10 protein-coding genes and 1 pseudogene are annotated in these 11492 nt (G+C 71.6%); 2 read left to right on the top strand and 9 right to left on the bottom strand.

Going from position 1 to position 11492, the window contains the following annotated elements:
• Positions 1–170: 170 nt before the first annotated feature.
• From AAW14_RS22985 to AAW14_RS22955, 7 genes are all read right to left on the bottom strand, one after another.
• Positions 171–2981, bottom strand: a complete 2811-nt coding sequence (locus tag AAW14_RS22985; protein ID WP_265565820.1) for a DEAD/DEAH box helicase — start codon at positions 2979–2981, stop codon at positions 171–173.
• Between the two features lie 139 nt (positions 2982–3120).
• Positions 3121–3708, bottom strand: a complete 588-nt coding sequence (locus AAW14_RS22980) for a sugar kinase (RefSeq protein WP_265565814.1) — start codon at positions 3706–3708, stop codon at positions 3121–3123.
• The gene (locus AAW14_RS22975) at positions 3705–4850 is read right to left on the bottom strand and encodes an ROK family glucokinase (RefSeq protein WP_265565813.1); all 1146 of its coding nucleotides are present in this window, start codon (positions 4848–4850) and stop codon (positions 3705–3707) included. Before AAW14_RS22975 ends, AAW14_RS22980 begins: the two co-directional genes overlap by 4 nt.
• 117 nt (positions 4851–4967) lie before the next feature.
• On the bottom strand, positions 4968–5768 hold the full coding sequence (locus AAW14_RS22970; RefSeq protein WP_265565812.1) for an ATP-binding cassette domain-containing protein: 801 nt from the start codon (positions 5766–5768) through the stop codon (positions 4968–4970).
• The gene (locus tag AAW14_RS22965) at positions 5765–6844 is read right to left on the bottom strand and encodes an ABC transporter permease (RefSeq protein WP_265565811.1); all 1080 of its coding nucleotides are present in this window, start codon (positions 6842–6844) and stop codon (positions 5765–5767) included. The genes AAW14_RS22970 and AAW14_RS22965 overlap by 4 nt, the downstream gene beginning before the upstream one ends.
• Complete coding sequence (locus tag AAW14_RS22960; protein WP_265565810.1) at positions 6841–7845, bottom strand: sugar ABC transporter substrate-binding protein; 1005 nt, start codon at positions 7843–7845, stop codon at positions 6841–6843. Before AAW14_RS22960 ends, AAW14_RS22965 begins: the two co-directional genes overlap by 4 nt.
• Before the next feature lie 175 nt (positions 7846–8020).
• On the bottom strand, positions 8021–8785 hold the full coding sequence (locus tag AAW14_RS22955) for a GntR family transcriptional regulator (protein WP_265565809.1): 765 nt from the start codon (positions 8783–8785) through the stop codon (positions 8021–8023).
• Between the two features lie 100 nt (positions 8786–8885).
• Here AAW14_RS22955 and AAW14_RS22950 point away from each other — a divergent pair, with 100 nt between their 5' ends.
• Positions 8886–9896 carry a Gfo/Idh/MocA family oxidoreductase gene (locus AAW14_RS22950; RefSeq protein ID WP_265565808.1) on the top strand — a complete coding sequence of 337 codons (1011 nt, stop codon included), beginning with the start codon at positions 8886–8888 and terminating at the stop codon, positions 9894–9896.
• A gap of 97 nt (positions 9897–9993) precedes the next feature.
• Here the strand turns inward: AAW14_RS22950 and AAW14_RS39815 are convergent.
• Positions 9994–10213, bottom strand: a pseudogene (locus AAW14_RS39815) (cytochrome P450); the annotation flags it as partial.
• A 61-nt stretch (positions 10214–10274) separates the two neighbouring features.
• Complete coding sequence (locus AAW14_RS22945) at positions 10275–10946, bottom strand: response regulator (RefSeq protein WP_265565807.1); 672 nt, start codon at positions 10944–10946, stop codon at positions 10275–10277.
• A gap of 108 nt (positions 10947–11054) precedes the next feature.
• On the opposite strand from AAW14_RS22945, the gene AAW14_RS22940 reads away from it, so the two are divergent.
• Positions 11055–11486 carry a GNAT family N-acetyltransferase gene (locus AAW14_RS22940; protein ID WP_265565806.1) on the top strand — a complete coding sequence of 144 codons (432 nt, stop codon included), beginning with the start codon at positions 11055–11057 and terminating at the stop codon, positions 11484–11486.
• Positions 11487–11492: the final 6 nt, after the last annotated feature.

Below are 11492 nucleotides of genomic sequence, written 5' to 3'. Positions count from 1 at the left end.
ACCGCTCTCGAGCACGGCGTCGTCGGCGTCCTGAGCGGAAGGCTCCTCCTCTGCCGCCGCACCGCCACGCTCCCGCGCGGCCCACAGCGCCCGACGCACCGCGTCGGCGGGACGCGCCCCGGCGTCGGCGGACGCCGGGCCGTCGGCCCCGGGCCGTTCCTCCGTCCCGTTCACGTCGTCCTCCTCAGCGACACCAGGTCCGAGAGCTCCCCATCGGTCAGTTCCGTCAGGGACGACTCTCCGGAGCCCAGGATCGCGTCGGCCAGCGCCCGCTTGGACTCGAGCATCTCGGCGATGCGGTCCTCGACCGTGCCCTCGGTGATCAGACGGTGGACCTGGACCGGCTGGGTCTGGCCGATGCGGTACGCGCGGTCCGTGGCCTGTTCCTCCACCGCCGGGTTCCACCAGCGGTCGAAGTGGATGACATGGCCCGCACGAGTGAGGTTCAGGCCCGTGCCCGCGGCTTTGAGGGACAGGACGAGGACCGGGGTCGCACCGCTCTGGAAACGGTCCACCATCGTCTCCCGGTCGGGCACCGGCGTGCCCCCGTGCAGCAACTCGACGGGCACCGCGCGGGAGGCGAGGTGCGCGCTGATCAGACGGGCCATGCCGACGTACTGCGTGAACACCAGCGCCGAGTCGTCCTCCGCGAGCAGCGTGTCCAACAGCTCGTCCAGCAGGGCGAGTTTGCCGGAGCGGGCCAGCAGGCCCGCGGCCGTCCCCGCGTCCTCCTTCAGATACAGCGCCGGGTGGTTGCAGATCTGCTTGAGCGAGCCGAGGAGTTTGAGAACCAGGCCCCGCCGCGCGATCCCCTCCGATGTCTCGATCGCCGCCATCGACTCCCGCACGACCGCCTCGTAGAGCGCGGCCTGCTCACGGGTGAGCGGCACCGGGTGGTCCGTCTCCGTCTTGGGCGGGAGCTCGGGGACGATGCCGGGGTCGGACTTCCTGCGGCGCAGAAGGAACGGCCGGACCAGGCGCGCCAGCCGCTCCACCGCCTCCTCGTCCTCACCGGTCTCCACCGCGCGCGCGTGCCGGGCACGGAAGGACTTCAGCGGGCCGAGCAGCCCCGGGGTCGTCCAGTCCAGCAGTGCCCACAGCTCGGAAAGGTTGTTTTCCACGGGTGTGCCGGTGAGGGCCACCCGCGCGGGGGACTTGATCGTGCGCAGGGCCTTGGCCGTCGCCGAGTAGGGGTTCTTGACGTGCTGTGCCTCGTCCGCGACGACCAGGCCCCAGGTCTGCTCGGTCAGGCGCGGCGCCGCCGCTCGCATCGTGCCGTACGTCGTGAGCACGAAGCCGCCGTCCAGGTCGTCCAGGGCGCGATCCGGGCCGTGGAAACGGCGGACCGGGACACCGGGGGCGAACCGGGTGATCTCCCGCTGCCAGTTGCCCAGCAGCGACGCCGGGCACACCACCAGCGTCGGTTCGCTGCGCGCCCGGCGCAGATGCAGGGCGATGACGGTGACCGTCTTGCCGAGTCCCATGTCGTCGGCGAGGCAGCCGCCGAGGCCGAGGGAGGTCATCAGGTCCAGCCAGGCCAGGCCCCGCAGTTGGTAGTCGCGCAGGCGGGCGGCGAGTCCCGGGGGCGGCTCCACCGGTCCGACGCCCGCCGTCAGCCGGTCCCGGAGCGTGGCCAGCGCACCGAGCGGGAGGGCCTCCACCGTCTCGCCGTCGACCTCCGCGCGGCCGGTGAGCGCGACGGACAGCGCGTCGACCGGGTCGAGCAGGCCCAACTCACGCTTGCGTGCCTTGCGGACGAGCACCGGGTCGACGAGCACCCATTGATCGCGCAGCCGGACGACCGGGCGGTGGGCCTCCGCCAGCGCGTCCATCTCGGCCTCGGTGAGCGGATCGCCGCCGAGCGCAAGCTGCCAGCGGAACTGCAGCAGGTCCTCGCTCTCGAAGAAGCCCGTGCCGTCGGTCGCCGAGCCGGGCGCGGGCCGTACCACCGCTGCCGCCGTCAGGTCCTGGGCCAGGTCCCTGGGCCAGTGCACCGCGACTCCGGCCGCGGCCAGCCGGGTGGCCTCGACCCCCAGCAGCTCGCCCAACTCGCCCTCGGACAGGGCCAGTACGTCCGGCACCTCCTGTTCGCAGAGCCGGTCCAGCGGTGGCCAGACCCGGGCCGCCCGGCGCACGGCCAGGGCCGCGTCCACCCGGGCGCGGGGGCCGAACGCCGCGTCCGCCTCACCGGCCCACAGCGTCGCCGCGTCGACGACGAGGGTCGGGTCGGCGAGGCTGTGCACCTGCACGACGGCCGCGCCGGCGCGGTGGGCGCCCTCGCCGTCGTCGAACAGCTGGTACGCGGACAGGTCGAGACGCAGCGAGATCCGGACACCCGCGTCCATACCCGCGGCGACCTCGGCCGCCCAGTCATGGGCGTGCGGCAGCCGCTGCGGCTCGCGCGCCGCGAACGGCCCGCCGACCGTGTGGGGGGCCGCCGGGGTGCGGGGCAGGGTGTCCGCGACGGCGTCCAGGAAGGACCGCACCAATGTCTCGGGCTCCGGCAGTTGGAGAGGGCCCTTGCCCGGGAGCGGGACGGCATGGCCCTCGTAGGGCAGGGCGGCGGCGACCGCCCTGAGGTGGGTGATGTCGTCGGAATCCAGCGGTCCGGCCCGCCAGGCGTCATATCCGTCCGGGGTGAGACCGGGCAGCAGCCGCCCTCGGGCGACGATCCGCAGGGCGTGCAGAGCGGCCGCGCCCCAGCAGGCGGCGGCGGGGTGGGCGGCAGGGTCACGCCGGGCCCGGGCGAGCAGCGGCAGGGCCTCGGCGACCGGGAGCGACACGGCGGGGACGGTGTCCCGGCGGACACCGGGTCCGTGCCGGCGTACGACCGTCAGCTCCTCGGTGCCGTCCGTCGGCAGGGGTCCGCCCTCCGGGTCCCAGAAGGCGATCCTTCCCTGGCGAGGCAGCGGCGCGGGCAGGAACACCGCGGCCAGTCTCCCCCACGCTCTCAACTGCGTTCGAGCAGGGGGCACTCCCATCGGGACAGCTGTCGTCGTCTGCTCCGCCATACGTCCGGTCACCTCCCGCCGCTCAGTCGCATCGGACGTCTTCGACTGTACGGGCGGGGTCTGACAATCGGCTCCGGCGGGCGAGCCGGCCTGCGGACGGGGAGAACCGTCAGGGGACCGTCCGCGAGACCACGTACACCATCGGGCGCATGGCGACGTGCCGGTCCACCACGACCGCCAGGGTGGGCTCCGGGTTCTTCTGCGCGTGGGTCAGCCCGGACCAGGGACCCCGCCCGGCGAACTTCCAGCCGGCGATGCCCTGATCGTGCGTGCCGATGGCGACGTCGTCCTTCTTCAGCGCGCCCGCGTTGGTCCCGAGGCCGGCCAGGAACTCGTCGAGGCCGGCGTTGCTGGTGCTGAACTGCACGTACAGCCGACTCGTCTTCCAGTTGTTCGTCTCGTAGTACGCGACATACGTGCCGTCCGCCGGGATGTCCACCTGGTAGAGGCGGCGCAGGATGCGCGAGGGCCAGTCGTGGACCAGGCCGGTCGCCGAAGCCCTGGTCTCCTTGTCCTTGCCGCTGTCGCGGCTCTGGTCGGCGCAGATCAGCAGATAGACGGCGGGGACACCGACGAGCAGGACGATGATCAGCAGGGTCAGCGCCCGGCGGCGGATCACGTGCCGCCGGTCCTCCGGGGGCCGCAGCGGCTCGTCGGGCGGTGACGACTGACGCGGTATCGAGACGGTGGACGTCACAGTGCCCCCTTGGCGGTCCGGCGGGACTCCGCGTAGCGCTCGTAGCGCTCGTAGCGCTCCACCCGGCGACGGTTGGCGCGCCGGAACCGGCGGGCGACGAGCCGGGCGAGGTCCGCGGCGCCGACCATGCCGGCCTCGGGACCGAGCTGGGCGCGCGCGATACGGGCCTCGGGGCGGTAGCCGCGGCCGGTGAGATGGCGTCGGAAGGCGTCCCGGGCGGGCCCGATCAACAGGTCGTCGGCCGAGCTGACCCCGCCGCCGATCACGAAGCAGGAGGGGTCCAGGGCCGCCGCCAGGTTGGCGATGCCGACGCCGAGCCACTGGCCGATGTCCTGGAGCAGCTCGACGCACATCGCGTCGCCCTCGCGGGCCAGCTCGGTGATCACCGGCCCGGTGATGTCGGAGATGTTCCCCTTGACGTGCTCGATGATCCCGTACGCCACCGGGGAGTCGGCGGCCGCCAGCTCCCTGGCCTCGCGGACCAGGGCGTTGCCGGAGCTGTACTGCTCCCAGCAGCCGCGGTTGCCGCAGGGGCAGCGGTGACCGCCGGGCACGACCTGCATATGGCCGAACTCGCCCGCGACACCGAACTTGCCGCGCTTGACCTGGCCGTCCTCCAGGATGGCGCCGCCGATCCCGGTACCGAGGGTGATCATGACGAGGTGGTCCTCGCCCCGGCCGGCCCCGAAGCGCCACTCGGCCCAGGCGGCGGCGTTGGCGTCGTTGTCGACCAGGACGGGGACGGCGAGCCGACCGGCGAGGCGGTCGCGCAGGGGCTCGTTGCGCCAGGACAGGTGCGGGGCGAACAGGACGCGGCTGCGGTCGGCGTCCACCCAGCCGGCCGCGCCGATGCCGACGGCGTGCACGTCGTGCCGGTCGGAGAGGTCCAGGACCAGCTCGACGATGGTGTCCTCGACCACCTTCGGGCTCTTGGACTTGTCGGGCGTCTCGGTGCGGAGCCTCTCCAGGATGTTGCCGTCGGCGTCGACGACGCCGGCCATCACCTTTGTTCCGCCGATGTCGATACCGACCGTGGGTACGCGCGGCGCCGTCAGATGGGAGCGGCGCTCGCGCGTGCCGACGGTCCGCAGGACGGTGGCCCGGGCGGACCCGCGGTGCGTGAAGTCGCGGTAGGTGCTCATCGGGGCCGATTCTGCCTCACGCCGCCGCGCGCTGCTCCGCAGGGGAGCGGCGAAGGGGCACGGGAGGTCTGCCGGATGCGGGTGCGTCGTGACCTGTCGCACAGTTCCCCGCGCCCCTCACGGGGCGCGGTGTTCCAGCTCGTGGCGGAGATCGTCGAGCTCGTTTCCCCCGGCCATCTCCCGCGTCAACTCCTCGAGAGTGATCTCCTCACGTGTGTGGCTGCCGACCATCGTGCCGCGCTTGAGCAGCACGAATCGGTCGCCCACCAGGTACGCGTGATGCGGGTTGTGGGTGATGAAAACAACACCCAGCCCCTGATCCCGTGCCGACGCCACATATTTGAGGACCACACCCGACTGCTTCACACCCAGTGCCGCCGTCGGCTCGTCGAGGACCAGCACCTTGGCCCCGAAGTACACCGCCCGCGCGATCGCCACACACTGGCGCTCACCGCCCGACAGGGTGCCGATGGGCTGGTCGACATCACGCAGGTCGATGCCCATGCGCAACAGTTCGGCGTGCGTGGTCCGGCGCATGAAGTCCACGTCCAGACGCTTGAAGGGGCCGACGCCCCTGCGCGGCTCGGAGCCGAGGAAGAAGTTGCGCCACACGGGCATCAGCGGGACCACGGCAAGGTCCTGGTAGACCGTGGCGATCCCACGGTCCAGGGCCTCGCGCGGCGATGCCGGACGGCACTCCTCGCCCTCGATCCGGAAGGTGCCGCCGTCGTGCCGGTGCAGCCCCGCCACGATCTTGATGAGGGTGGACTTGCCCGCGCCGTTGTCACCGAGGACGCAGGTGATCTCTCCCCCATGGACCTCGAGACCGACCCCTTCCAGGGCCCGGATGGTGCCGTAGCGCTTGCTGATGTCCTTGAGCTCGACGAGCGCCGTGCGCTCCTTGACGTCCGACGTCATGTCGTGGCCTCCGCGCGCTTGCGGACCCAGGCGTTGAGCAGGGTCGCGAGGAGCAGCATCGCTCCGAGGAAGAACTTGAACCAGTCGGGGTTCCACTGGGCGAAGACGATGCCCTTGCTCGTCATGCCGAAGATGAACGCGCCGACCGCCGAGCCGACGGCCGATCCGTAGCCGCCGGTGATCAGACAGCCGCCGATGACGGCCGCGATGATGTAGATCAGCTCGTTGCCGACACCCTCGCCGGACTGGACGGCGTCGTACGAGAAGAGCAGGTGCTGGCCGGAGATCCAGGCGCCGAGCGCGACACCCATGTACAGGCCGGTCCTGGTCCTGGCGACCGGTACGCCGAGCGCGCGGGCCGCGTCCTTGTTGCCGCCGACCGCGAAGATCCAGTTGCCGGCGCGGGTGCGCAGCAGGATCCAGGAGGCGAGGGCGACCAGCGCGAACCACCACAGGACGGTGATCTTGACGCTGACGCCGCCGGCGTTGAGCGTGGAGGCGAACACGGCCCTGGCCGAGGAGAAGCCGTCCATGTCGGAGATCGACTTGGTCGAGACCGTGCCGCTGATCAGCTTGGTGAAGCCGAGGTTCAGGCCGGCCAGCATCAGGAACGTGCCCAGGGTGACGATGAAGCTGGGCAGTCTCGTACGGGTCAGCATGATGCCGTTGAAGGCACCGATGCCGAGCGTGACCAGCAGGGATACGCCGACGCCGACCCAGACGTCGGCGGTCATCCGATAGCTGAACATCGACGAGACCAGCGCGGACGACGTCACCAGGGCACCGGCGGACAGGTCGAACTCGCCGCCGATCATGAGCAGGGCGACCGGGACGGCCATGATGCCGATCGTCGAGGCCGCGTACAGGACCGTACTCAGGCTCGCCGCCCGCAGGAAGCTGTCGGCGACGATCGAGAAGAACAGGAAGACGGCGAGCGCTCCCACCACCGAGCCCAGCTCGGGCCGGCCGAGGAGGCGCTTCACCGGTGAGGTCTTCAGCAGCCGCTCGTCCGTCTGCGCCCCGGGCTTCCTGTCCGGGGCCGTCTCCGGCGCGGACGCCGGTGCCGCCGCGGTCATCGCGTCCCCCGCTCGGTGTAGCGTTCGAGGGCCGCGGCCTGGTCCTTGGTGATGATCTGCGGTCCGGTGAGGACCGGCTGTCCGCCGCCGAGGGCATTGGCGTTGTACTTGTACAGCCAGAGCTGGTCGACGGCCTCGTAGCCCTGGAGGTAGGGCTGCTGGTCCACGGCGAAGCCGAGGGTGCCGTCCTTGAGCTCGCCCGCCACCTTCGCGTTCAGGTCGAAGGTGGCGATCTCCGCCGTGCTGCCCGCGTCGGCCTTGGCCTTCACCGCGGTGTCGGCGTACGGGGCGCCCAGGGTGACGACGGCGTCGACCGACTTGTCCGCCTGAAGCCTGGCCTCGATGGCGGACTGCACGTCCGGCATGTTCGTGCCGTTGACGTTGAGGTTCTCCACCGTGCCGTGGAACGTCTTCCGCACGCCCGCGCAGCGCTGTTCGTGGCCCACGTTGCCCTGCTCGTGCAGCACGCACAGGACCTTCTTGCGACCGCGCTTGTCGAGTTCCTCGCCCACGGCCTCGCCGGCGATCGTCTCGTCCTGGCCGATGTGGGTGAGCGCGCCGAACGCCTTGGACTCCGCGGAGCCGGAGTTCACGGTCACCACCGGGATACCGGCCTTCTCGGCCCGGGCGACTGCGGCCTTCAGCGCGTCGGGCTTGGCCAGCGTGACGATGATGCCGTCGACCTTCTGGTCTACCGCCGCGTCCACGAGCTGGGCCTGCTGCTGGGCCTCCGCGTCGTGGGAGTACAGGAAGTTGATGTTGTCCTTGACGGCGGCCTGCTTGGCGCCGCTCTGCACGATGTCCCAGAAGGTGTCGCCATCACCCGAGTGGGTGATCATCGCAAAGGTCCAGCGGGGTGTGTTCACGGCGGACCGGCCCTGGGCCGAGGCGGCCTCACGGGCGTCCTCGGCACGCTGGCCTCCGTGGCTGCTGCACCCCGCCAGGGATAGGCCGAGCCCTCCCGCGAGCGCGATGGTTGCCCAGGTCCTAGTCCGTGCCACGAGGTGGTGCCCTTCCTGCGGAGTTGCTTGGAAGGACCAAGTATCGCCGACCGTCCGCCGACGCCCCTGGTCAGGGGCCTTGTCCGGCGGGGTGCGGACCCGGACGATGCCCCGGACACGGCGGCGGACGGGTCCGGCACCGGTCGGGCCGTACGCGACCGCGGGCCCCGGCGGCTCAGGGCCGGACGAGGAGCTGGAACTCGAACGAGTAGCGCGAGGCGCGGTAGGTATGGGTGCCGAACTCCACGGCACGGCCCGTGTCGTCGAACGTGGTGCGCTGCATGGTGAGCAGCGGGGCGCCCTCGGGCTCGCCGAGCCGTTCGCCCTCGGCCGGGGTGGCGGCACGGGCCCCCACCGACTGCCGGGCGCTGTGCAGCGTGATGCCGGCGGCCCGCATCAGCCGGTAGAGGCCGGTCGACTCCAGCCGCTCGGTGTCCAGGTCGAGCAGGCCGGTGGGCAGGTAGTTGCACAGGTACGCCATCGGCTCGCCGTGCGCGAGGCGCAGCCGCTCCACGCGGTGCACCTCCGCCCCCTCGGGCACACCGAGCGCGGCGGCGACCTCGGCGGAGGCGGGCACGAAGGTGTTGACGAGCACCCGGGTCGCGGGTCGCTGCCCGGCCGCCTCCAGGTCGTCGTACAGGCTGCTGAGCTCCAGCGGGCGCTTGACCTGGCTGTGCACCACCTGAGTGCCGACGCCGCGGCGCCGCACGAGCAGGCCCTTGTCGACGAGGGACTGGATGGCCTGACGGACGGTGGGCCGGGACAGGCCGAGCCGGGCGGCCAGTTCGATCTCGTTGCCCAGCAGGCTTCCGGGCGTCAGCGCCCCGTGCTCGATCGCGGCCTCCAGCTGCTGGGACAGCTGGAAATACAGCGGCACCGGACTGCTCCGGTCGACGCTGAGCTGGAGCGAGACGGTCGGATCCGCATCTGGTTTCGGCACGGGCCGAGCGTAGCTCCGGTACCTGTTGACGGGAAGTTGTGTAGTCCGGTTGTCCGGACAAATAATTGACATTGCGGGGGCGCCGCCTCAGGTTGTTCACATGCGCATCGGACTCATCGGAGCAGGTCGTATCGGGACTTTCCACGCGGCCACGCTCGACCGCCACCGCGACGTCGGCTCGCTCATCGTCACCGACGTCGACAGGATCCGGGCCCATGAGCTCGCGGACCGGCTGGGCGCGACCGCGGCGCCCGGCGTGAACGAGGTCTTCACCTGGGGTGTGGACGCCGTGGTCATCACGGCGGCGACCGCGGCCCATGCCGAGCTGATCGGCCGGGCGGCGCGTTCCGGGCTCCCGGTGTTCTGCGAGAAACCCATCTCGGTCGACCTGCCGGGCACGCTGGCCGCGCTCGCCGAGGTCGAAGCCGCCGGGACGGTACTGCAGATGGGCTTCCAGCGGCGCTTCGACGCGGGCTACACGACGGCGCGGGAGGCCGTGCGCTCCGGCAGGCTCGGGCGGTTGCACACGGTCCGTGCGACGACCGCGGACCAGGCACCGCCGCCTGCCGCGTATCTCCCGGTCTCCGGTGGCATCTACCGCGACTGTCTCGTCCATGACTTCGACGTCCTGCGCTGGGTGACCGGCCGTGAGGTCGTCGATGTGTACGCGGCCGGGTCCGACGCCGGCGGGGCGATGTTCCGCGAGGCGGACGACGTCGACACGGCGGCGGTCGTGCTCACTCTGGACGACGGGACGCTGGCTACGGCGACCGCGACCCGGACCAACGGCGCCGGCTACGACGTGCGTATGGAGCTGGCCGGCGAGTTGGACACGATCGCAGTCGGCTTGGACGACCGTACGCCGATCACGTCCACCGAGCGCGCCGGGCCGCCGCCCGCCGTCAAGCCCTGGACGGGCTTCCTGGAGCGCTTCGCCCACGCGTACGAGGCCGAGATCGCCGCCTTCGTCGAAGTGGTGCGCGGTGAGCGCGCCAATCCGTGCGACGGCCGGGAGGCCCTGAAGGCCCTGCGGATCGCGGAGGCCTGCGAGCGGTCCCGCCGCGAGCGCCGCCCCGTGCGCCTCTCCGAGATCGTGGGCGCCCGGGACTGAGTGCGGGAGCTGCGCCGGGTCCGTGCGGCCGGCGGGCCGCGCGCACCGCAGGGGGCGGCCCCCACCAGGGCAACGGCAGGCTGCGCGCGCCGCGCAGGTACGTGGCCGTCTCCACCGGCCCCCTTGAAGTGCAGCATCTCCTTGACCGCGCCGTCCAGGAGCGTCATGTCGGCGCGCAGCGCGGCCGGTTGGCCCGGGTGCGTGAGCAGGGTGTGCACACCGTTGGTGATCGGATTGACCGTCGTCTCATGGCCCGCGACGAGCAGGATGAACGCCATCGCGCGCAGTTCGCTGCCGGAGAGCCGGTCGCCGTACTCCCCCGGATCGATCACGTCCATGTCCCCCACTCCCGTCGCCCGTGCAACGAACGTGCCCCGGTCAGTTCCCGTCCTCCTCCAGAAGTCCCGCGTCGTACGTCAACAGGGCGATCTGCACACGGTTGTTGAGGCCGAGCTTGGCGAGAATGCGGGAGACGTGCGTCTTGACACTGGCGACGCTCATGTACAGCTCCGCGGCGATCTCGGCGTTGGAGGCGCCCCGGCCGACGGCTACGGCGACCTCGCGTTCACGCTCGGCCAGGGCGGCGATCCGGTCGCGGGCGGTGGCGCGCCGGGTGTCGGGCCCCGCCCCGGCGGCGTGCGCCATCAGCTGACGGGTGACGGCGGGCGACAGGACCGGGTCGCCGGCCGCGACGCGCCGTACCGCGTCCAGGATCTCGGCGGGCGGGGTGTCCTTGAGCACGAAACCGGCTGCGCCCGCACGCAGCGCCCGCAGCACCTGCTCGTCGGCGTGGAAGGTGGTGAGGACCACGACCTGGGGCGCGTTGGGTCGGCCGCGCAGCAGTTCGGTGGCGGTCAGCCCGTCGACGGCCGGCATCCGGATGTCCATGAGGACGACGTCCGGCCGGGTGCGGTCGACGAGTTGCTCGACCTCGCTGCCGTCTGCGCCCTCGCCGACGATCTCGATGTCGTCGGCACCGCCCATCATGAAGGACAGGCCGGCCCGTACGAGAGGGTCGTCGTCGACGAGAAGCAGTCGGATCGCGGTCATGGCCCTACCGTAATGATCCGTGTGCGGGAACCGGCCCACGGGACAGGACATCGGTGGCGACCCCCGATACCGGTTGACGACCGACGGTGCTCCCGGTTTCCTGCAGCAATGCCGATGCTTCGCATCGAAGAACCTCACGACGACGCCACGCTCGGGGACTGGAGGTACGTCCACAACGAGATCGTCCCCGCGGACCCGCTCTCCCTCGACGACGTGCGCGAGCGCGTGACGCGCCATCACCTGGAGGTCGCGTATCTGGGCGGCGTCCTTGTGGGCTGCTCGACGGTGCGTCCGCCGAAGGACGGTACGGCGGTGGTCATCGCCCGCGTCCTGCCCGCCCACCTCGGGCAGGGGTTCGGCGAGCGGCTTTACGAGCGGGGCCTGGAGCGGGCCCGGCGGCTGGGTGCCGAGGTGATCGAGACGATCGTTCTCGGCACCAACACGGACGGGCTGGAGTTCGCCTGCAAGCGGGGTTTCGTCGAGGTCGACCGCTATGTGGCGGACGTGGACGAAACGTGGCACACGCTGCGACTGGCCTGAGCGCGC

The organism is Streptomyces hygroscopicus (genome assembly GCF_026168105.1).
Classification (GTDB): Bacteria; Actinomycetota; Actinomycetes; order Streptomycetales; family Streptomycetaceae; genus Streptomyces; species Streptomyces hygroscopicus_D.
Note: the sequence above shows the minus strand (reverse complement) of the source record. Positions and strands in the feature narration are given on the sequence as shown.

What these genes read in the sequence shown, in the direction of transcription:
- AAW14_RS22985 (WP_265565820.1), bottom strand. Translation starts at nt 2,981, where the DNA reads ATGGGAGTGCCCCCTGCTCGAACGCAGTTGAGAGCGTGGGGGAGACTG.
- AAW14_RS22940 (WP_265565806.1), top strand. Translation starts at nt 11,055, where the DNA reads ATGCCGATGCTTCGCATCGAAGAACCTCACGACGACGCCACGCTCGGG.
- AAW14_RS22945 (WP_265565807.1), bottom strand. Translation starts at nt 10,946, where the DNA reads ATGACCGCGATCCGACTGCTTCTCGTCGACGACGACCCTCTCGTACGG.
- AAW14_RS22950 (WP_265565808.1), top strand. Translation starts at nt 8,886, where the DNA reads ATGCGCATCGGACTCATCGGAGCAGGTCGTATCGGGACTTTCCACGCG.
- AAW14_RS22975 (WP_265565813.1), bottom strand. Translation starts at nt 4,850, where the DNA reads ATGAGCACCTACCGCGACTTCACGCACCGCGGGTCCGCCCGGGCCACC.
- AAW14_RS22965 (WP_265565811.1), bottom strand. Translation starts at nt 6,844, where the DNA reads ATGACCGCGGCGGCACCGGCGTCCGCGCCGGAGACGGCCCCGGACAGG.
- AAW14_RS22970 (WP_265565812.1), bottom strand. Translation starts at nt 5,768, where the DNA reads ATGACGTCGGACGTCAAGGAGCGCACGGCGCTCGTCGAGCTCAAGGAC.